The organism is Entomomonas moraniae (assembly GCF_003991975.1).
GTDB lineage: Bacteria > Pseudomonadota > Gammaproteobacteria > Pseudomonadales > Pseudomonadaceae > Entomomonas > Entomomonas moraniae.
In genome coordinates, this window is sequence record NZ_CP029822.1 from 2,472,023 (window position 1) to 2,494,581 (window position 22,559).

The following is a 22,559-nucleotide window of genomic DNA, read 5'->3' on the forward strand; positions in this document are numbered from 1 at the left end:
CTATCACTCTTAATGACAATTGTGAGTTTTACGAGCAAATTGGTTACCCCCAAATTTATCGTAGAGCTAGCAAAAACTAATTTTGTTTACCTAACAATTAGTTCACTGGTTCACTCACGTTAATAATAACTATTGCCGTGAAAAACAGGAGCTTTAAATGCCTGACTATCGTTCTAAAACATCAACCCATGGTCGAAATATGGCAGGGGCACGCTCATTATGGCGTGCAACTGGAATGAAAGATGAAGATTTTAAAAAACCTATCATCGCTATTGCTAACTCTTTTACACAATTTGTACCAGGACACGTACATTTAAAAGATCTAGGACAACTCGTTGCTAGAGAAATTGAAAAAGCAGGCGGTGTTGCCAAAGAATTCAACACTATCGCAATCGATGATGGTATTGCTATGGGGCATGATGGTATGCTCTACTCACTACCCAGCCGTGAAATTATTGCTGACTCTGTTGAGTACATGGTCAATGCACACTGTGCTGATGCAATTGTCTGCATATCCAACTGCGATAAAATTACTCCTGGAATGTTGATGGCAGCTTTGCGTCTTAATATTCCAGTGGTATTTGTTTCTGGCGGCCCAATGGAAGCGGGAAAAACAAAACTGGCTAGCCACCCTTTAGACTTAGTCGACGCTATGGTTATTGCAGCTGATGACAAATGTTCTGATGAAGAAGTTGCCGAATACGAACGCAGTGCTTGCCCAACTTGTGGTTCTTGCTCAGGCATGTTCACTGCTAACTCAATGAACTGCTTAACGGAAGCGCTTGGACTGTCTCTACCTGGCAATGGTACAACCTTAGCGACTCATGCAGATAGAAAACAACTATTTGTTAACGCTGCCCACTTAATCGTTGATCTCTGTAAGCGCTACTACGAACAAAATGATGCTTCTGTATTACCACGCAATATTGCAACTCTATCTGCCTTTAAAAACGCCATGACATTAGACATTGCGATGGGAGGCTCAACCAATACAATTCTCCATTTACTTGCTGTTGCGCAAGAAGGCGAAGTGCCTTTTAACATGCAAACCATTGATGAACTTTCTCGTCAAGTTCCTCAGCTTTGTAAAGTAGCTCCTAATATTCCTACTTACCATGTCGAAGATGTTCACCGTGCTGGGGGTATTTTCAGTATTTTAGGAGAGCTTGCAAAAGCTCGCTTAATTGATACCACTGTCAATACAGTGCACAGTAAAACCTTAGCCGAAGCAATTGCAACATGGGATATTAATCAAACCAACGACAAAGCAGTACATACATTTTTTAAAGCGGGTCCTGCAGGCATTCGTACAGAACAAGCATTCAGTCAAGAAACTCGTTGGCCTACGTTGGATCAAGACAGAACCAATGGCTGTATTCGTGATATTGAACATGCTTATTCAAAAGATGGTGGCTTGGCTATTTTATACGGAAATTTAGCAAAAGATGGCTGTGTGGTTAAAACTGCTGGTGTTGATGACTCCATTTTAAGATTTGAGGGCATCGCTCATGTTTTTGAAAGCCAAGATGCTGCGGTCAAAGGTATTTTAGCAGATGAAGTCAAAGCGGGTGAAATTGTAATTATCCGCTATGAAGGGCCAAAAGGAGGCCCAGGCATGCAGGAAATGCTTTATCCTACGAGCTACCTTAAGTCAAAAGGCTTAGGTAAACAATGTGCCTTATTAACTGATGGTCGTTTCTCTGGGGGTACATCTGGGCTTTCTATCGGTCATGTTTCACCTGAAGCAGCCGCTGGCGGCATAATTGGTCTCGTACAAAATGGTGATAAGATATTGATTGATATTCCTAATCGTTCAATACAATTGCTGGTAGACGACAACGTATTGGCAAAACGTCATACTGACCAAGATAAAAAAGGCTGGAAACCTGCCACAGCCAGAGCAAGAAAAGTAAGCAGTGCATTAAAAGCTTATGCATTACTTGCTACCAGCGCGGATAAAGGTGCTGTTCGTAATAAACAACTATTAGATAACTAAAAAAATAAACCGCTTCGCACTAAGGTGTAGAGCGGATTATTCCTTCTATTTTTGCACCCACGTCAATATTTTGCTCATAAAACCAACCTTGTTGAACTTCGAGCGCGTACCTTATAGGGTATTCAGAGCAAGCAAGGTGTGTACTTTCAGGTGATAACTGTTCTATCTGGAGGATAAAACCATCTTTATTAATAAATGCTAAAGATAAAGGTATATAAGTATTTTTCATCCAAAAGCAAGGGGCAGAATCCACATCAAATTTAAACAGCATACCATGCCCCTGATCCAAGGTTTTACGATTCATTAATCCTTGCTGACGCTGTTCTGTCGTTTCAGCTACTTCGGCTTGTAGTGTAATACCATTAATGACTAGCGGCTGTTTATCAAATACAACCTCTTGAGCACCACTATAGTGAACATAGAGACCAACCATCAATATAAAACTGACTATAAACCTCTTCATAGCATCATTATCCTTTAGCATTCAATAAAACCTATTTACTAACATACTTTGCAATAAATTTAGCCAATATAAAAGTTTATTTTGTTATAATTTATTCCATACAATCCATTTTTTCATGCCATAATAAACGGCTATTAGCATTTACATACATCTGGGAGGAATTATGGCTTGGAATGAGCCCGGTAATTCAAATAACAATGATAATGACAAAGATAAAAATCGTAACCAAGATCCATGGGGGAAGCCTCCAAAAAACAATGGAGGCAACGAGGGACCTCCTGATCTAGATGAGGCTTTACGCAAAGTAAAAGATACATTAGGTAAATTCTTAGGCGGTAAAAAATCCTCTAATAACTCTGGAGGTAACCATAATAATAACGGTAGTTTTGGACTACCTATACTTCCTATCGCCCTAATTATTATCATTGGGATTGTTGGTGTTTGGCTGTCAAAAGCTGTTTATATTGTTGACCAACAAGAACAAGCTATTATTTTACGCTTTGGTAAATATTATGAGACTGTTAATCCTGGGCTTCATATCTATTTTCCACCTGTAGAGCAAAAATTCCAAGAAAATGTAACTGCTGAACGCTCTTACAATAAACAGGGACAAATGCTTACCAGCGATGAAAATATTGTTGATATTCCTGTCACTGTTCAATACCGCATTACTAATTTAAAAGATTTTATCTTAGAAAATAATAATCCTATAGAAAGCTTAGAGAATGCGACTGACAGTGCACTAAGACAAGTAGCTGGATCGACTACAATGGATGACATCCTTACAAGTGGCCGTGAAAAAATGGCTGTTGAAATTCAAGAAGAATTAACGAATATGCTTGATAAATACCAAACGGGTATTCAAGTTACGCAAGTCAACATTCAAAGTGCCACAGCACCTTATGCGGTACAGTCAGCATTTGATGATGTGATTCGCGCCCGCGAAGAGCAACAAAAATTAAAAAATGAAGCTGAAACCTATAAAAATGGTATTGTCCCAGATGCTCGCGGGGAAGCAGCTCGAATCGCAGCCAGTGCTGTGGGTTATCGTGAAGCGATTGTTGATGAGGCAAGTGGTAATGCTATTCGTTTTGAAAAATTACTCTCGGCTTATCAACAAGCACCACAAATTACTAGAGATCGTATGTATCTAGACACTATTCAAGAAGTACTAAGCAAAACTAGCAAGGTATTAATTACTGGTAAAGATGGTCAAAATCAAGTTATTTATCTACCACTTGACAAGATGATGAATAGTCAAAAAGCACTACCTACCGAGTCAGGGAACCTGACTAAGCCTTCTACAAACATGACTAGACAGCAAACTACGTCGCCTACCAAAAATACAGCAGATTCAAGAGCAAGGGGGGAACGCTAATGAGTAATAAATTATTTTTCCCAATTATCATTATTGTTTTACTTGTTATCTTTGGCTGGAACTCCCTATTTATTGTTTCACAAACTGAAAGAGGGATTTTATTAAGATTTGGTGAAGTCGAAAATGCTAATTTAGAGCCTGGGCTACATTTCAAATGGCCGATCATCAACAAAGTAAAACTGTTTGATGCTCGCCTGCTTACTCTTGACACACCAAATGTACGCTTTCTTACCAAAGAAAAGAAATCAGTAATGGTTGATGCCTATGCTCGTTGGAGAGTATCTAATCCTGAATTATTCTATACCAGTGTGCGTGGTGATAAATTTACGGCTGATGAACGATTAGGCCGCCGTTTAGATGCCGCATTACGTAACCAGTTCGGTAATAAAACCCTTAATGAGTTGGTTAACGATGCAGGGACGTTAATGGATAAGAACGGTCGTGTCATCAGTGGCCGTAATGAAGTCATGACCCATGTAACTGATTCACTGAATAAAATGGCTCAAAAAGAGTTGGGCATCGAAGTATTAGATGTAAGAATTAAAGCCATCGATCTTCCCCAGGAAGTATATGACAGTGTTTTCGCAAGAATGCGTACTGAACGCGAACGTGAAGCACAAAAATACCGAGCGGAAGGAAGAGAAGCTGCAGAAAAAATTCGTGCCGAGGCAGATCGTGAAAAGCTCGTTATTTTAGCTGAAGCTTACCGCAATGCTGAAGAAATCCGAGGGGAAGGCGATGCTAAAGCAGCCGCTATTTATGCAGATGCCTACTCAAAAGCACCAGAGTTTTATAACTTCTATCGCAGTATGCAGGCCTATCGTGAAAGTTTTAAAGACAAAAACGATCTGTTAGTGCTTGACCCTAGCTCTGAATTCTTCCGTTATTTCCAAAAAGCAACTCAATAATAGATGGGGGTACTCCACCCCCTTTCTTTTCTAACGGAGGTTACTGTTGCAATCAGGTTTAATGATTGTACATGGCAATCATCTTGAGCAATTAAGAACTCTTGCTGTCAATTGGATGCGTGAACATCCACTTAATCCACTAGACCCCGAAGTTATTTTAGTACAAAGTAATGGTATCGCCCAATGGCTAAAACTTGCACTGGCTGAAGATACTATTGATGATGGCTGTGGTATAGCGGCGGCTATTAATATACAGCTACCATCGAGATTTTTATGGCAAACGTACCGAGCCGTTCTTGGTGAAAAAGCTGTTGCAAAACAATCACCACTAGACAAAGAGCCACTCACATGGCGATTACTGAGACTACTTCCGCAATATATTAATAATCCTCAGTTTAGTGCCTTAAAACAATTTTTAGAAGATGATGCAGACCAAAGAAAACATTATCAACTAGCTGAACAATTGGCCGACTTATTCGACCAATACCAAGTGTATCGTTCAGATTGGTTACAAGATTGGTTACAAGGCAAAGACCAATTAAAAAATGTCCACGGTAAACTTAAACCCGTGCCTAGCGAACAACAATGGCAACCAACGTTATGGCGATTATTGCTTGATGATTTGGGTGCGGAAATAATGCAGGGTAGCCGAGCGGGGGTTCACCAACAGTTTATTGAGTATTGCCAGAATCTCACCCGATCGCCCCTTGGCTTACCCAAGCGCATCAGTGTATTTGGTATTTCAGCTTTACCTGCACAAATGGTAGAGGCATTAGCGATACTCGCAAAATTTACTCAAGTTATTTTTTATGTCCATAATCCTTGCCAATATCACTGGCTTGATATTGTGGAGGGTAAACAATTACTACGCCATGAATACAGGCGTCAAAATAAAAAAGTTAATAAACTACAAGTCCAAGACCTACACCAGCATGGACATCCATTGTTAGCCGCATGGGGGAAACAGGGCCGCGACTATATTAATTTATTAGACCGCTATGACGATCCTGATAGCTATCAACAACAATTTGGTATTGTGAGTGGCGGAAAAATTGACTTGTATGAAACACCTAATACTCAAACACTCTTAGGACAATTACAAGATGATATTCTTGAGTTACGGGCATTGCCTGAAACTCGAGAAAAATGGCAACCGATTAATCTCGAACACGATAATTCGATTCGTTTTCATATTGCTCATAGTCCACAACGAGAAATTGAGATATTACACGATCAACTACTCGATTTATTTAATCATGATAAATCACTACGCCCACGTGACATTATCATCATGGTACCCAATATCGATCAATATACACCCTTTATTCAGGCTGTATTTGGTCAAATCAACAAACAAGATAAACGTTATATTCCTTTTACACTATCCGATCGTGGTAAACGGAATATAGAACCCTTACTCATTGCATTAGAATACTTATTAAAACTGCCTGACAGCCGTTTTAATGTCACTGATATTTTAGACTTACTTGATGTCCCTGCAATCCGCCAAAAATTTAACTGGCAAGAACAAGACCTACCGATACTGCACCGTTGGATACACCAAGCAGGTATCCGTTGGGGATTAGATGCACAACAGCGCCATGACCTAGGTCTACCCCAACAAATAGATCAAAATAGCTGGCTATTTGGCTTACGCCGTATGTTGCTAGGTTATGCCATGGGTAGTACAGAAGATGACTGGCAATCTATTCAGCCATTTGATGAAATTGGAGGTAATCAAGCTATTTTAATTGGTTCTCTCGCTCAATTTATCGCTATTCTTGACGATATACAAAAAAAATTATCTCAACAATTACTCCCCCTTCAATGGGCTACACTACTCAGACAATCCCTCGAACTGGTCTTTGAACCTAGTAACGATAACGAACAAGAGTTACTCACTGACTTGGCCAATTTACTTGATGACTGGCTAACGCTTTGTGAAGAAGCTGAATTAAACGAATCCCTCCCCCTCACGGTTGTTAGAGAAGCATGGCTTTCAGGCGTAGATAGAGAGCGTCTTAATCAAAACTTTATAGCAGGCTCGGTGAGCTTTTGTACACTAATGCCAATGCGCGCCATTCCCTTTAAAATTATTTGTCTACTGGGCATGAATGATGGGGATTACCCACGCCCGACAACACATATAGACTTTGACCTGATGGCTAAAGATTATCGTCCTGGAGATCGCTCGCGCAGAGAGGATGATCGCTACCTACTGCTTGAAGCGCTTTTATCTGCAAGAGAAAAGCTTTACATTAGCTGGGTCGGTAGAAATATTCGCGATAATAGTGAACGCCCACCCTCTGTATTAGTTGGACAGTTACGTGATCACCTTGCAGCGGGGTGGAAACTAGATAGTAATCAAGAACTGCTACACGGAATAACTCAAATCCATGCATTACAACCTTTTAGTAGGCGCTATTTCCATCATGATAAAAACTGGTTTAGCTATGCAACCGAGTGGGCGGGCTTATACAAAAAAAATACGGAAATCACAGCTAAGCAGATACTCCCCGCCTTTCCCGTCAATACGCCCATTAAATTAGAGCAATTAATCAGTTTTTTAAAACATCCTGTTCGCTATTTTTTTAATCAACGACTGAAAGTAACCTTCAACCAAGACAACGAACTGACAGAAGATAATGAACCCTTCACTTTAGATGGTTTACAACGTTATCAAATACTTGATCAATGGCTAAAAAGTTGTCTTAACGACAATCAAGATGAAACCAAAACACAACAAACACTTAGTCATAATATCAAATACCTAAAATTGACAGGACAACTCCCTATCGCAGGTTTTGGTGAGCAATTAGCGAAAGAACTTGTTAATACACTTATTCCACTATTAAACCATCATCGTTTGATGATCGCACCTTGCCAAAAACTGGAAACACCCTTGCCTATTAACTACCATTATCAAGGCGTCTATCTACAAAGCTGGGTGAATAATCTCTATCAATTAGATAATAATCAGCTTTTAAACTGTAACGCCTTACCCACAACACTTATTCAAAATAAAAATACCAAATGGCAACATCTCATTGCCCCTTGGGTTATCCAACTGGCAGCCAACAGTGTTAATATTCCTTTGAAAACGGTTGTGTTAGGAACAGATACGGCTATTTGCCTTGAAACCTACAAACTAGAAGAAGCTTCTACCCTTTTAAACACGCTGCTAGACAATTGGCAAGCAGGTATGCAATATCCCTTGCCCACTGCAATAAAAACAGGATTTTCATGGTTAAAAGAAAAAGACCTTGATTCGGCACAACTTACCTATGAAGGTACAGACTATATATTAGGTGAGTGTCAACAAAGCACTGTACTTCGCAGACAATACCCCTCTTTTGAACAACTCAATCAACACCAACAATTTGAGCAATGGACAGAAAAACTCTACCAATCTATTTATGAGGCACCGTGGCAAATACAACCGTATAACGCTTAAATTTATCCCTACTCACCACAATTTGGCGATATAATGACGCAGCCCCTTTATCAGGTAAGGTTCTATGTATTACATAAAACAATTTATAGCAGGTGCCCAAATACTCTTTGTTGCTTTTGGCGCGATGGTATTCGTCCCCATATTCACTGGTCTTAATCCTGCCATGGCGCTCCTAGGTGCGGGAGTAGGAACCCTCATTTTCCAATTGGTAACCAAAGGCCAAGTGCCAGTATTTCTAGGTTCATCCTTTGCCTTTGTTGCTCCCATCTCCTACGTAATGGCAACATGGGGTCAAGGTGCCACTCAATTTGGCTTATTTGTCGCAGGCTTCACTTACTTTATTTTTGCTCTAATCATCAAATGGCGAGGAATAAAATTAATTGACAAATTATTCCCACCCGTAGTGATTGGCCCTATTATTATCGTGATTGGTCTGTCTGTAGCAGTAACCGCATCTAACATGGCAATGGGTGTTAAAGATTCAACAGTTACTTATTACCAAGCTATCAGCCTAGCCGCTATTTCACTGATTACAACCATCACTGTATCCGCTTTGGGGCGTGGAATGTTTCGTTTAATTCCTATTTTATCTGGCGTTATCGTTGGTTATATAGCTGCAACAATGATGGGAGTAATCGATTTTAAACCCATTATAAATGCACCTTGGTTTGCCATTCCAAAACTCCACGCCATAGAGGTTAATTGGACTGTCGCATTGCTGATGATACCCGTTGCAATTGCCCCTATTATTGAGCACATAGGTAACATCATTGCCACAGGTAATATCACAGGCCAAAACTATACCCAATCCCCGGGGTTACACAAAACGCTAACAGGTGATGGTCTAGGTGTATGTTTTGCTGGTTTAATCGGTGGCCCACCGATTACGACCTACTCTGAAGTTACAGGTGCCCTTATGATTACCCGTAACTTTAATGTCATTATCATGACTTATGCCGCAATATTGGCTATTTGCTTAGCGTTCTTTGGAAAATTTAATGCTCTTTTAACATCGATTCCCAAACCCGTCATGGGTGGTATTACAATTCTATTGTTTGGAACAATTGCCTCAATAGGATTAAAAGCCATTATTGATGCAAAGGTAGACTTGTCCATTCCTAAAAATCTTATTATTGTATCGGTTGTTCTCACTTGTGGCATTGGTGGACTGGCCTTAAAAATAGGAGAATTTAGTTTGGCAGGAGTTGGCCTCGTAAGCATATTGGCTATCATATTAAACTTACTCCTAAAACATAAATGTTAGTGTTTTATTGGCAAGTTCAGTAATTATCACAATTCAATTAATCATTATTGACTTGCCTTATGACTAAGGAACATACGATCTTAAATAATCTCACTAAACTTGTCACATGGGGAAAAACTGCTCGAGCACTGGGTATAGCCCTTGGTACGGTGCTCCCTTGGATAATAGGATCACTCTGTAACCAAAGTCAAAATGGTTCTATCATCTCTTTTGGTAGTTACCTACTGGTCAGTACCTTCATTTTCTTACCTAAAGACCATACCTTTAAAATATTATGCTTATCCGCTATTATTTTTAGTCTGTTTGCTACTGTTGGCATATTTACCACTCTCGGCTCACCTTTCTTTTTTATCTTTGCTCTATTTGCCGCCGCCACACAATGCATCAGCGAACTACGTAACAACCATCTGCGTATGCCTTTTGCATTAGCAACACTAGGCTACTTCTTATCCATCAATCAAATTCCTGAAGATGGCCCCTTCTTCTATGCACTCTTTTTCAGTGTGGGTTGTATCTGGGGGATATTTATCACCTATTTTGGATTTACCAAAGAAACTAAGCCACTACACACGAACAAGATTGACCTTAAAAATAACCCCGAACAGCAACGGTTTACTATCAGTATCGCTATAACAACACTGCTAGGTGGTATTATCGCTTGTTTTAGCCCCGGAACACATCCCTGCTGGCTACCTGCGGCTGCACTTAGGGTCATAAAACCTACGCAAGAACAAACGATTTACCGTATAAAAACACGTATTACAGGAAGCTTATTGGGTGCAGCAGCAGGTGGTATATTACTAGGATTATCACCTATTCCATGGCTACACATACTTCTTGTTTGCTTAGTCATGTTTATAATGCAAATTGCGACAGCTAAACGCTATGGTATTTGGACATTCTGCTTAACCGCTGTTGCATTAGCCTTTAACTTCCCGGCAACAGGTGATATTTTTTTAATGGCGACTGATCGCGTTTTACTAACGGCAGGGGGGATTTTGATTGCCTTAACGGTATTATTAATTCTGCCTAACGAGCCGAAAACCAAAGAGGATAGCACCAGCTATCCTCTTTAAAATCATCTAAAATAAGATAATTAGCTATCTGCTTTCTCTTTACATAATAGAGGATAAACAACACCAGCCAATACTGCACCAATAATGGGGGCTACCCAGAAGACTCATAATTGCTCAAGTGCCCATCCTTGTACAAAAAGAGCCTGACTTGTTAAACGTGCAGGGTTTACTGACGTATTAGTAACAGGAATACTGATTAAGTGAATTAATGTTAAACCAAGACCAATAGCAATAGGAGCAAAACCAGCAGGTGCTTTACCATGAGTCGAACCCATAATAATCATTAAAAAGGCAAACGTCATCACGACTTCACAAATAAAACCTGCTAATAGCGTGTATTTATCAGAAGAATGCTCACCTACACCATTTGCAGCGAACCCATCAGCTAATGAAAAACCTGCCTTTCCACTTGCTATCATATAAATAATAGCCGCGGCTATTGTCGCACCGACCACTTATGAAATAATATAAGGAACAACATCTTTTGCTGGAAAACGTCTGCCAACGCATAATCCTATGCTGACAGCCAGATTAAGATGACAACCAGAAATATAGCCAATGGCATATGCCATCGTTAGTACAGTGAGACCAAATGCAAGTGCGACCCCTAAAAAACCAATATGAGGCGCCGCAAAAACGGCACTACCACATCCCCCAAGAACCAACCAAAATGTACTAAACCCTTCTGTTAGGCATCTTACCTTTAACTAATACATAATAAATCCTTTAAATAAACAAATAAAACTTTTAAAGATCTTTAACTCTTTAATTTCTTTAAGATAATGCTACTTAAGTAGCATTAAGAATTATATTGTATACTCAAAGTCAAAAAAAGTTCCTTTCCATTAATACCCATAAAACTTTCTTACTTTATGGACTAGGTCTCTTTTAATATCAAATTTAATGATTCGTTAATGTTTTACCTTATTTCTTGTTTATTTTTCTTTGCAGGTTTCCTTTGCCAATAGCTCGCTAATAAAGAACCTGAAATATTGTGCCAAACAGAAAAAATGGCCCCTGGTAAAGAAGACAAAGGTGAAAAAGCTTGTCCCAAGGTTGCGGCTAAAGCAGAGTTCTGCATCCCCACCTCAATAGCCATAGTTCGACAAGTAGACTCATCAAAACCAAACAACTTTCCGCCCCAATAACCACCCAATAAACCTATGGCATTATGCAAGACAATTGCAACCATAATCACAATGCCTACATTAGCAATCTGATTTTGACTTGCAGCCACAACTACACCGATGAGCAATACAACACAACACATCGAAAAGAAAGGTAAAATAGGTTCTATCTTCTTCACGGCATTATTAAATAAATAATGCACCACCAATCCCAAAGAAATGGGTACAAGCACAATCAATACAATGTGCTCAAACATGGACCATGCATCAACTTTAACGGCATGTCCAACCAACAACAATGTTAACAATGGCGTAACAACCACGCCAACCAATGTGGAAACCGATGAAATCGTTACTGACAATGCCACATTCCCTTTTGCTAAATAAATAATAACATTAGAAGCTGTACCACTCGAAACACTACCGACAAGTACCATGCCCACTACTAAATCAGTCGACATATTAAATAACTTGGCTAAAATTAAAGCCGCCAATGGCATCACCACATAATGCAAAACAGTACAAACAATCACTGCTTTTGGCTTAGCAAAAACATATTTAAAATCTGCAACACTTAGCGAAACCCCCATAGTAAACATCACAAACATCAATAAATAACTAATCCACGGCTTAAAAGGTAGAAAAACGCTTGGAATATAATAAGCAGCAATAGCAACACCTACTGCCCATAGGGGAAATAACTTACAAATTCGACTTAACATGATTATCCTAATTAATGACAAGGTTCACCCTAGAATCGACAAATTATATACATTGATCTTTATACTGTATAATCATTATTGACTCATTTAATCTTCCTCGTATCAAGCTCCTTTGTTGCTCAGCAAATTAAAAGGCATACAAATTAATACGACCATGAAAAAACCACTTTCTTCTTACCACCCACTACTCTATAAATTACGTGTCGTTCAAAAACGACTATCGCGCACGATTATCTGGAAATTATCAAAACGTAACTATGCCGATAAAAAACAAGAGAATAAGCTGCCTTACCGACTAATCAAACACACCTCAAAACTAATCCGCAAACTAGGTGATAGTGATGCCAGATTACAACACAACAAAATCATCAATTTAAAAAAAGCAGCTCCGTATTTAAACCATATTATTATCGAGCCAAACCAATACTTTTCTTTTTGGAAACTAGTAGGCCGCCCAACAGCAGAAAGAGGATTTGTTGAAGGGATGGAGCTTTCCATTGGAAAAGCACGAGCCGGTATAGGTGGTGGGCTTTGCCAAATCAGTAATCTTATTCACTGGATGGCATTACACTCTCCCCTGCAAGTGATTGAACGCGCCAACCATAGTTTTGACCCATTCCCTGATGATGGACGAATACTTCCATTTGGTTCAGGAGCAGCACTTTTCTACAACTACATTGATCTTATTTTATTCAATCCCACACAAAATACCTACCAACTCACTATTTATGTCGCCGAACATCAACTAGAAGGGGAGATTTTATGTAATGTAGCAAGCGATATTAAATACCATGTTTACCAAAAAAATCATCGTTTTATCAAACTATCAGATCAAGTTGTACGTCAAAACGAAATCTGGCAAGACGTCTCCCAAAAAGGCCAAGGCGGTAAACCGGCTACCTTCTTAAACAGCCAAAAATTGTATGCCAACAGTGTAAGGGTTATGTACCCTATAGCCGATGAATTGATAACTAATAACTCTCATCATGGATAATTCGATTTAATCAACTTTATTATATCCCTGTTGTCCCTGATAACTTTAGATTAAAACCCATAATCACCACTTAAAAACTGCAACAATAATATGAGTAACTCTCTGGCATAATAATTCTTATAAACAAATAGCCAGAGAGCCTTTTAAGTAGAGTTATTTCGACATCACAGCGGCACCTGCTTGTGCCACAGACATATCTTCTGCAACACTACCACCACTCACACCGATAGCACCAATAATCAAACCATCCTTATTTTTAATTAACTCACCGCCACCAAAAATAGCCATTCCACCATTTGTCACTTCAATCCCATAAAGCTCTTGTCCTGGTTGAGTTAACTTACTTAGTTCATAAGTCGACATATTCAAGGAACGCGCTGTTTTTGCTTTTTTAATAGCAATATCAATACTAGCTAAAAAGGCACCATCCATTCGCATAAAGGCCTTTAGATTCCCTCCTGCATCCACAATGGCAATATTCATCAATAGTTTATTATCAACCGCCTTTTTAACAGCAGCAGCCATGACTTGATGTGCTTGCTCTTGCGTAATATCACCCGGTAAATAAAGCTTCGAAGCATCTTGCCCCGCCCAAGCACTAATCCCTATAAATAACTGAATAATTAAAGCTATTTTAAAAAAATACATTAATCTGCGTTGCATTCTCCATCCCTCGCTATTAATAAACTTAATATACAACGGCTATACTCCACCTAAAAAAACTACTGCTCCGCAATCACATCTAAAAATACTAAAGGCTCTTTACCTGTGTTAGTCAGTGCGTGAGATTGCCCTTTGCGCGCAATCGTGACATCGCCGGCTTTAACTGCATACTCTTTACCATCGTTATCTTTAAATGTACCCTCACCAGAGACTATAATATAGGCATCTTCATTAGTTTCATGTTTATGCATACCAATCGAATCACCGGGTTGCAGTGTCATCCAACCAATTTCTTTAATGGCTTGATCTTTTAAAGCCGCATCGCGTTTAAAAGCAAATTGACCATATAAAGTCCCTTTTCCACCCGCCACATCTTGGCGGTTATACTCAATCAAACTCCCTTTTTGAAACACATCAGCTACTGCAACATTAGTTGCAAATATAGCCACAGCGACACATAACATTCTAGTAAACATCACACGCTCCCATAAGCAAATAAGTACAACCTATAATACCGATGAGTACAAAGATAAAGTTGATAAATAACAAACAATAGCAAACTATTACTACGATTAATTCACTGTCTTACTATCACAGCAATAGCGCTTGCTGAAAATAACCACAAATGCTACATTAAAAGCGTCATAGCAAAATCTATGATATGGGCTTGGCGGCTCATTAAACTGAAGACTGTAACTATATTCATAGTACGCAGTTAGACCAGCTCGTCTCTGTATTTCATGGCAGGCTGTGTACGGGACACTCTTCGGAGTGTGCCGATTTCTTCAGTTTTCGGTCCGCCAACCTGTGCACAGTTCCGCCTCCTTAAATAACAAGGAGGCCAACCATAACAGGAGCGAGCAAAATGACCAACACCACACGAACCAACCAAGAGCTACCCTTCACGCCACTAAATAGCGACCCACAAAACACCACCAACCCCGTTCTCTATTACGACCCTAACGCCTCAATAGACGACATCTACGAATGTGCAGTATTCAGACTTAAAGCCATCATCAGCCTACTAAAAAACCTCGACTCATACAAAGATGACCCCGAAACCATCAACACCCTCGTATCCATCTCTACACCACTCATCAACGAAGCCCTCACCCTCCTCGAAGAACTAAACCCCATCGCTCTAAAACTAAGACTAGAAACCCAACCATAAAAAAGGCTAGCAACTGCTAGCCCTTACATTAACAGACAATGCTTTACCCTTTTGGCTTACAAGCTTCCATCGCACTCAATAAACAACTAATCCAAAAAGAATCACAGTCCTCATGTTCTATAGACTTCTGAATACTTTCTAAATAGGGGTAAAGAGAGGGATCGGCCATAAGCTCCGCTGCTTCGAACTCATAGACCCAACAATCAGGGGTTAATCTTTCTTTTAGTACTTCAATGATTCGAAGATCTTTTCTCTCTGCTAAACCTCTTAATGCTTCTCCACTGACATCATGGTTCTCATCAAAAACATTATGCCAAAGAACTTCACGAATAGTAGGATTATCAATATCTGTATGGATTGAACCTAACTCAAAGGTTGCCCAGTTTCGCACATCATCATCTTCATCCGTTGCCAACTTCACTAATGTATCAATAGCAATATTGTCATCATAGCTACCCAGGGCACAAGCAAGATGATAACGGATAGAGGCATCCTCATGGTTCGCAAAATAAATCAAATGTGGTAAAGCACGAGGTGTAGGCCGATGCCCTAAACCACAAATAGCCGACCCAATGATCTCTATATTCGTTTCATTCAAAGCTTCACATAAAATAGCTTGTGACTCCTCCACCGCATAATGGATAGATTTACCTGTTTCGTCCTTAGTAAATAACTGATTAAAAATATTCACAGCCAATAAACGCTTATGCCAATTATGAGACTGATAAAATTTTTGACCTAATAACACAGTTTCAGGAGTAGCGCCTAAACGCAGCTGACTCATGATGCTCCAATACTGATCCTCATATCGATCATCTAATTGATATTGCAATGCCATACCGACAAGACTCTTTAATGTATATTTTTTCTTCTTCAAAAGACTCTCCTTATCTTTTTGGTTAGTATTATTTACTCAATCTACCTCTAACAAGGTAATGATCATATTTTTAATTTACAAGCCACTAAGGCCTCTGATAGTCTACTCCAAAAAGAGAATCTTGCGGATGCTTCATCATTGTCATCTAAAAATTGCTTAATACTTTCTAAGTAAGGGAAAAGAGATGGATCGGCTATGCACTCGGCAGCATGTAGTTCATAGCCATTACAATCAGGGGTTAGCCTATGTTTTAACTCACCCACCACTCGAAGATCTTTTCGTTCAGCCAAGCCAACCAACGCTTCACCACTGACACTTTCATTCTCATTAAAGACATTACGCCAGAGAATTTCTCGAATAGCGGGACTATCCACATCCTCATGCAGTGAGCCTAATGCAAAGGTTGCCCAATCTCGCACATCATCATCTTCATCCATTGCCAATGTTAATAAAACTTCAATAACACTATCTCCTTTATAGCTATCGCCATCATTTGCACAAAGCGCCCAAGCTACAGACCTACGAATATATTCATTTTTATGACTAGCAAAAGCAACCAAACGCAAGGTAGCACTAGGCATTGGCCTATGGCCTAACCCACAAATAGCAGAGCTTATAACTCCCTGGCACTCATCATCTAGTGACTTATATAAAAGAGCCTGTGATTCTTCTACCGCATAGGGAGTATGGGCAACCCCACCGGTTTTGTCTTTGATTGATAGCTGGCTAATAATATGAACTGCCAGTAGCCGCTTATGCCAATTATTTGACAGATAAAGCTTCTGGCCTAACAACACAATTTCAGGAGTTGCCCAAAAATGTAACTGTGCAAGAATATGCCAATACTGATCATCGTATCGGTCATCAAATTGATATTGCAACGCCATACCTACAAGACTTTTTAATGTGTATTTGTTTTTATTCAAAAGACTCTCCTCATCCTAAGAACAAAAATAAATGATCAAAGATCATATTAATTCTCTTTTATAGATGCTTCTATCAAAGCCCCTAGAAATAAAGTTGTAATCGCTACGATAATTGCCCAGCCCAAATGTCCTAATAAAAAAATAACCAAGCCAAAAAGAAGCAAGGCATAAGTACTCGGATCAGTGAATAACTCGATAAAACAATCTTCAATAAATTTCATTAAATGAGCTCAATAAAGTATTAAGGAAGATTATTCGTCATCTTAACAAATAACCAAATTCCCACAATGGTACTCATCAAAAAATAAAGAGAAACAAAACAAATAATAACAACACAAATCCTTGGCAATTTTTGCTGCCCAATGTGCCAAATATAAATAAAACGTATCCAAATACCTGAAAAACAACCAACAAAACAAGCTACTACGACACAGGCCCCATAAACAACTTTAGACAAGGGGTACCCCATAGATGAAGTAAAAAAGACAATCACTAAATAGATAAACAAAAAGCCTAAGAATATGCTTATAAAAACAACCCACTGATGATTGCTTATTTTAGGATTAATAACAAACTCCATTAAACTGCTATAGATCATCGCTGGAATAGCCATGTAAGCCAATAAAAATAAGCTTAATGCAAATAATGGAGAAAACCCAAAATTAAAAATATCCTCAATACCCCTACTCCATAAAAACACATAACCTATTATTGCAAAAATAGAGGCAATAACCGTTAAAAAAATAGGGCATAAACAACCAATATAAAGCCTTAATAATCGTTTTGGAAATTCCTTATTCATTTATTAATACGCATTTAAAATCAAACTATTCTACTTCAACAAACATAACTATCCATTAAATCCTCTTAAATAAACTCAATAAAAGCCCACCATTGCTAGCCTTTATATTTATCTAAACACTACAAATAGGGGGAAGCTTATCTAATGTAACTGATACTTTTTTATAAATACCGCTATTCTGCCTAACTATTTTATAAATCATAACCGTATCGCCATTCTTATAATCATTGTCTACATAATAGAAAGCATTAGGTTCTGGTTTAAACATAAAGCCAGATAAAATCTTATTTACATGATAATCTTTCACTATAACCATAGCAATATTATCCTTGGCTGATAGCCAAAACTCGCGACGAATAGCAGACATTCCCAATATTTCAGGTACACCAATCTTCTTGTTCGATAGCCTTGAGCGACTTGACGATGGGTAGTAAATTAATCCTCGCTGCTCCCCATTCAAATTAAGGCAATCTTTTGTCTGAGCAATAATAAATAAATTACGTGCTTGGGTGCTCGAATCGAAGGCAATACCAGCTTTATCTCCCCCTTCGAAATCCTTAAGCATTTTAGGACCAGTAGAACAAGCAGAAGCAAGAAAAAACAATAAAATAACAACAATATACTTCATAGCTAATTACCTACCTGATTCCTCCACTTCTCCATAATTCCAATCAATTTTTGCGTATTCTCAACATCAATAGCGATGGCTCTAACAGAAAATAATAGCTCAGATGTAGCAACTAAAACTGGTTCACCTGTTAACTCATCCTTAGTGTACAAATAACTAAATCCGTTTTCACCCCAACTATCTGTTTTACAAAATTGATTACCCATATCACTAACAGCTTTGCTTTCACTACCTCTTTGATTAGCCCACTCAATAAACTGCTGATAGCAGGCAATATCTTTATCAAAACTCTCACGGGATACTTTTCGATAAGCAATAATAAATTGACCATAATCCACAATCGGCCACACATAATTATTATTATCAGCAATCCTCATTTCTAACTGACTAGATTTATATTGCCGTTTTGAACTATCAACATCAAATGAATAATACTCAACTGGAAGACGATAAGATTCGTAATTCTGTAATGTCGCTGCTTTAGTAAAACTGTGTAAACCATCATCCATGGTCTTACAGGCTGTTAAAGAAAGAACAACAAATAGATAAAAGAAATATTTAAACATCAATAAGCCTTATAAAAAATAGATTTCTATCTAAAATTAACTAAATTGTAATATTAATTAAAACCAAGTTTAATTACTAATAAATTTAAGCCAAAAAAAAGCCCCACTATTTCTAGCAGGGCTTTTGTGTATGAAGCTTGAGGATGACCTACTCTCACATGGGGAAACCCCACACTACCATTGGCGATGCATCGTTTCACTACTGAGTTCGGGATGGGATCAGGTGGTTCCAATGCTCTATTGTCCTCAAGCAATTCTTTATGGGATAAGGTGTTTGGATAGTTAACCTTACGCCCCAAATCAGATATGCTTGTAAGTATTCACTTACGCGTTGAAGTTGATTAATTAGTTTAAAGTCTATTTCTGTGCTTCGGCAAACGAACTCATTTGCTCACTTTCGACTTATTTGCTTGATTCTTTGAGTCTAACTAAATAACTTGGGGTTATATAGTCAAGCCTCTCGGGCAATTAGTATTGGTTAGCTCAACGCCTCACAGCGCTTACACACCCAACCTATCAACGTTGTAGTCTTCAACGGCCCTTTAGGGGATTAAATCCCAGTGAGATCTCATCTTGAGGCAAGTTTCCCGCTTAGATGCTTTCAGCGGTTATCTCTTCCGAACATAGCTACCCGGCAATGCCACTGGCGTGACAACCGGAACACCAGAGGTTCGTCCACTCCGGTCCTCTCGTACTAGGAGCAGCCCCTCTCAAATCTCAAACGTCCACGGCAGATAGGGACCGAACTGTCTCACGACGTTCTAAACCCAGCTCGCGTACCACTTTAAATGGCGAACAGCCATACCCTTGGGACCGGCTTCAGCCCAGGATGTGATGAGCCGACATCGAGGTGCCAAACACCGCCGTCGATATGAACTCTTGGGCGGTATCAGCCTGTTATCCCCGGAGTACCTTTTATCCGTTGAGCGATGGCCCTTCCATACAGAACCACCGGATCACTAAGACCTACTTTCGTACCTGCTCGACTTGTCTGTCTCGCAGTCAAGCGCGCTTTTGCCTTTATACTCTTAGCGTGATTTCCGACCACGCCGAGCGCACCTTCGTACTCCTCCGTTACTCTTTAGGAGGAGACCGCCCCAGTCAAACTGCCCACCATACACTGTCCTCAACCCGGATAACGGGTCAGAGTTAGAACCTCAAAATTGTCAGGGTGGTATTTCAAGGTTGGCTCCACTGAAACTAGCGTCTCAGCTTCAAAGCCTCCCACCTATCCTACACAGACAAGTTCAAAGTCCAGTGCAAAGCTACAGTAAAGGTTCACGGGGTCTTTCCGTCTAGCCGCGGATACACTGCATCTTCACAGCGATTTCAATTTCACTGAGTCTCGGGTGGAGACAGCGCCGCCATCATTACGCCATTCGTGCAGGTCGGAACTTACCCGACAAGGAATTTCGCTACCTTAGGACCGTTATAGTTACGGCCGCCGTTTACCGGGCTTCGATCAAGAGCTTCGCGTTAGCTAACCCATCAATTAACCTTCCGGCACCGGGCAGGCGTCACACCCTATACGTCCACTTTCGTGTTTGCAGAGTGCTGTGTTTTTAATAAACAGTTGCAGCGGCCTGGTATCTTCGACTGGCTTCAGCTCCATCCGCAGGGACTTCACCTACACACCAGCGCACCTTCTCCCGAAGTTACGGTGCCATTTTGCCTAGTTCCTTCACCCGAGTTCTCTCAAGCGCCTTGGTATTCTCTACCTGACCACCTGTGTCGGTTTGGGGTACGGTTCCTAGTAACATAAGTTTAGAAGCTTTTCTTGGAAGCATGGCATCTATCACTCCCTAATTCAGAGAATTAGGTCGTCATCAGTTCTCAGTAATAATCTCCCGGATTTACCTAAGAGATCTACCTACAGCCTTTCAAGTGGACAACCAACGCCACTCTGACATAGCCTTCTCCGTCCCTCCATCACTGTTACTAGAAGTATAGGAATATTAACCTATTTTCCATCGACTACGCTTTTCAGCCTCGCCTTAGGAGCCGACTAACCCTGCTTCGATTAACGTATCGCAGGAAACCTTGGTCTTTCGGCGTGGATGTTTTTCACACCCATTATCGTTACTCATGTCAGCATTCGCACTTGTGATATCTCCAGCAAACTTCTCAATTCACCTTCACAGACTTACACAACGCTCCTCTACCGCTCATACATAGTATGAACCCGTAGCTTCGGTGGATAGTTTGAGCCCGTTACATCTTCCGCGCAGGCCGACTCGACTAGTGAGCTATTACGCTTTCTTTAAAGGATGGCTGCTTCTAAGCCAACCTCCTAGCTGTCTATGCCTTCCCACATCGTTTCCCACTTAACTATCACTTTGGGACCTTAGCTGACGGTCTGGGTTGTTTCCCTTTTCACGACGGACGTTAGCACCCGCCGTGTGTCTCCCGTACTGAAACTTTCTGGTATTCGGAGTTTGCATCGGGTTGGTAAGTCGGGATGACCCCTAGCCGAAACAGTGCTCTACCCCAGAAGTTATATACGAGGCGCTACCTAAATAGCTTTCGAGGAGAACCAGCTATCTCCAAGCTTGATTAGCCTTTCACTCCGATCCACAGGTCATCCGCTAACTTTTCAACGGTAGTCGGTTCGGTCCTCCAGTCAGTGTTACCTAACCTTCAACCTGCCCATGGATAGATCGCTTGGTTTCGGGTCTATACACAGCAACTAAACGCCCTATTAAGACTCGCTTTCGCTACGCCTCCCCTATTCGGTTAAGCTTGCTACTGCATATAAGTCGCTGACCCATTATACAAAAGGTACGCAGTCACAGAACAAGTCTGCTCCCACTGCTTGTACGCATACGGTTTCAGGTTCTATTTCACTCCCCTACTCGGGGTTCTTTTCGCCTTTCCCTCACGGTACTGGTTCACTATCGGTCAGTCAGTAGTATTTAGCCTTGGAGGATGGTCCCCCATCTTCAGTCAAGGTTTCTCGTGCCCCGACCTACTTTTTGTGCACTTAGATTCATTAATGTATTTTCGTGTACGGGATTATCACCCTCTATGATTGGCTTTCCCACGCCATTCCACTAATATCACTAACTTCTGAGCACTGGCTCCTCCCCGTTCGCTCGCCACTACTTGGGGAATCTCGGTTGATTTCTTTTCCTCAGGGTACTTAGATGTTTCAGTTCCCCTGGTTCGCTTCTCAACACCTATGTATTCAGTGTTGGATAACTGAGGTTCTCTCAGTTGGGTTTCCCCATTCAGACATTTACGGATCATAGCTTTGTACCCAGCTCCCCGTAACTTTTCGCAGGTATCACGTCTTTCTTCGCCTCTGACTGCCAAGGCATCCGCCGTATGCGCTTATTCACTTGACTATATAACCCTAAATTATCTAGAGCTACACAACCAAAGAATTAAACTTTTTTCGCCGAAAACTTGCGCTTGAGTTCGCAAGATTTTCACCTTAGCATTAGTAATTAGACCAGTAATTACTAATTAATCTTTACTTCTTTGCATATCTAATTTGTTAAAGAACAGTCTAACTTTAGAAGTTAGAAGGTAACTCTCTTTCTTT

At 40.1% G+C, this 22,559-nt stretch carries 18 protein-coding genes, 2 rRNA genes and 1 pseudogene; 8 read left to right on the forward strand and 13 right to left on the reverse strand.

What is annotated here, in order from left to right; genetic code table 11:
• Window positions 1-157 precede the first annotated feature (157 nt).
• The gene (ilvD, locus tag DM558_RS11485; protein ID WP_127164133.1) at window positions 158-1,996 is read left to right on the forward strand and encodes a dihydroxy-acid dehydratase; all 1,839 of its coding nucleotides are present in this window, start codon (window positions 158-160) and stop codon (window positions 1,994-1,996) included.
• 19 nt (window positions 1,997-2,015) lie between these two features.
• On the opposite strand, the gene DM558_RS11490 is transcribed toward ilvD, so the two are convergent.
• Entirely contained in the window at window positions 2,016-2,459 is a 444-nt protein-coding gene (locus DM558_RS11490; RefSeq protein ID WP_164731453.1) for a DUF192 domain-containing protein, read from the reverse strand.
• 163 nt (window positions 2,460-2,622) lie between these two features.
• Here DM558_RS11490 and hflK point away from each other — a divergent pair, with 163 nt between their 5' ends.
• From hflK to DM558_RS11515, 5 genes are all read left to right on the forward strand, one after another.
• Window positions 2,623-3,837: an FtsH protease activity modulator HflK gene (gene hflK, locus DM558_RS11495; protein WP_127164135.1), complete on the forward strand. Its 1,215-nt coding sequence runs from the start codon at window positions 2,623-2,625 to the stop codon at window positions 3,835-3,837.
• Complete coding sequence (gene hflC / locus DM558_RS11500) at window positions 3,837-4,745, forward strand: protease modulator HflC (RefSeq protein WP_127164136.1); 909 nt, start codon at window positions 3,837-3,839, stop codon at window positions 4,743-4,745. Before hflK ends, hflC begins: the two co-directional genes overlap by 1 nt.
• A gap of 61 nt (window positions 4,746-4,806) precedes the next feature.
• Window positions 4,807-8,199 carry an exodeoxyribonuclease V subunit gamma gene (recC, locus tag DM558_RS11505; protein WP_127164884.1) on the forward strand — a complete coding sequence of 1,131 codons (3,393 nt, stop codon included), beginning with the start codon at window positions 4,807-4,809 and terminating at the stop codon, window positions 8,197-8,199.
• Window positions 8,200-8,263: 64 nt separating this feature from the next.
• Window positions 8,264-9,463 (forward strand): uracil-xanthine permease family protein, encoded by a 1,200-nt coding sequence (locus DM558_RS11510; protein ID WP_127164137.1) that lies wholly within the window; start codon window positions 8,264-8,266, stop codon window positions 9,461-9,463.
• Window positions 9,464-9,522: 59 nt separating this feature from the next.
• Window positions 9,523-10,539 carry an FUSC family protein gene (locus DM558_RS11515; protein ID WP_127164138.1) on the forward strand — a complete coding sequence of 339 codons (1,017 nt, stop codon included), beginning with the start codon at window positions 9,523-9,525 and terminating at the stop codon, window positions 10,537-10,539.
• Between the two features lie 20 nt (window positions 10,540-10,559).
• Here the strand turns inward: DM558_RS11515 and aqpZ are convergent.
• Window positions 10,560-11,237 (reverse strand): annotated as a pseudogene (gene aqpZ, locus DM558_RS11520) (aquaporin Z); the annotation flags it as partial.
• A 221-nt stretch (window positions 11,238-11,458) separates the two neighbouring features.
• Entirely contained in the window at window positions 11,459-12,388 is a 930-nt protein-coding gene (panS, locus tag DM558_RS11525) for a ketopantoate/pantoate/pantothenate transporter PanS (RefSeq protein ID WP_127164139.1), read from the reverse strand.
• A 154-nt stretch (window positions 12,389-12,542) separates the two neighbouring features.
• Here panS and DM558_RS11530 point away from each other — a divergent pair, with 154 nt between their 5' ends.
• Window positions 12,543-13,382: a VanW family protein gene (locus DM558_RS11530; RefSeq protein ID WP_127164140.1), complete on the forward strand. Its 840-nt coding sequence runs from the start codon at window positions 12,543-12,545 to the stop codon at window positions 13,380-13,382.
• 153 nt (window positions 13,383-13,535) lie between these two features.
• Here the strand turns inward: DM558_RS11530 and DM558_RS11535 are convergent, their stop codons facing one another.
• Together DM558_RS11535 and DM558_RS11540 are read right to left on the reverse strand one after the other, a co-directional pair.
• The gene (locus DM558_RS11535; RefSeq protein ID WP_127164141.1) at window positions 13,536-14,045 is read right to left on the reverse strand and encodes a GlcG/HbpS family heme-binding protein; all 510 of its coding nucleotides are present in this window, start codon (window positions 14,043-14,045) and stop codon (window positions 13,536-13,538) included.
• Window positions 14,046-14,104: 59 nt separating this feature from the next.
• Window positions 14,105-14,521: a cupin domain-containing protein gene (locus tag DM558_RS11540; RefSeq protein WP_228411738.1), complete on the reverse strand. Its 417-nt coding sequence runs from the start codon at window positions 14,519-14,521 to the stop codon at window positions 14,105-14,107.
• A gap of 389 nt (window positions 14,522-14,910) precedes the next feature.
• On the opposite strand from DM558_RS11540, the gene DM558_RS11545 reads away from it, so the two are divergent.
• Window positions 14,911-15,216 (forward strand): hypothetical protein, encoded by a 306-nt coding sequence (locus DM558_RS11545; protein ID WP_127164142.1) that lies wholly within the window; start codon window positions 14,911-14,913, stop codon window positions 15,214-15,216.
• 43 nt (window positions 15,217-15,259) lie between these two features.
• Here DM558_RS11545 and DM558_RS11550 read toward each other — a convergent pair whose 3' ends face one another.
• The 8 genes from DM558_RS11550 to DM558_RS11580 form a co-directional block, all read right to left on the reverse strand.
• Window positions 15,260-16,093 carry a HEAT repeat domain-containing protein gene (locus DM558_RS11550; RefSeq protein WP_127164143.1) on the reverse strand — a complete coding sequence of 278 codons (834 nt, stop codon included), beginning with the start codon at window positions 16,091-16,093 and terminating at the stop codon, window positions 15,260-15,262.
• A 62-nt stretch (window positions 16,094-16,155) separates the two neighbouring features.
• Window positions 16,156-17,019, reverse strand: coding sequence for a HEAT repeat domain-containing protein (locus DM558_RS11555; protein WP_127164144.1), 864 nt, complete (start codon window positions 17,017-17,019; stop codon window positions 16,156-16,158).
• A gap of 47 nt (window positions 17,020-17,066) precedes the next feature.
• Entirely contained in the window at window positions 17,067-17,240 is a 174-nt protein-coding gene (locus DM558_RS15675; protein ID WP_164731454.1) for a hypothetical protein, read from the reverse strand.
• A 20-nt stretch (window positions 17,241-17,260) separates the two neighbouring features.
• The gene (locus tag DM558_RS11560; RefSeq protein WP_127164145.1) at window positions 17,261-17,821 is read right to left on the reverse strand and encodes a hypothetical protein; all 561 of its coding nucleotides are present in this window, start codon (window positions 17,819-17,821) and stop codon (window positions 17,261-17,263) included.
• A 112-nt stretch (window positions 17,822-17,933) separates the two neighbouring features.
• Window positions 17,934-18,449: a hypothetical protein gene (locus tag DM558_RS11565; protein ID WP_127164146.1), complete on the reverse strand. Its 516-nt coding sequence runs from the start codon at window positions 18,447-18,449 to the stop codon at window positions 17,934-17,936.
• 2 nt (window positions 18,450-18,451) lie between these two features.
• Entirely contained in the window at window positions 18,452-19,015 is a 564-nt protein-coding gene (locus tag DM558_RS11570; RefSeq protein ID WP_127164147.1) for a hypothetical protein, read from the reverse strand.
• A gap of 135 nt (window positions 19,016-19,150) precedes the next feature.
• Window positions 19,151-19,266: ribosomal RNA gene (gene rrf, locus DM558_RS11575) — 5S ribosomal RNA — on the reverse strand.
• A gap of 196 nt (window positions 19,267-19,462) precedes the next feature.
• Window positions 19,463-22,359, reverse strand: a 23S ribosomal RNA gene (locus DM558_RS11580).
• Window positions 22,360-22,559: the final 200 nt, after the last annotated feature.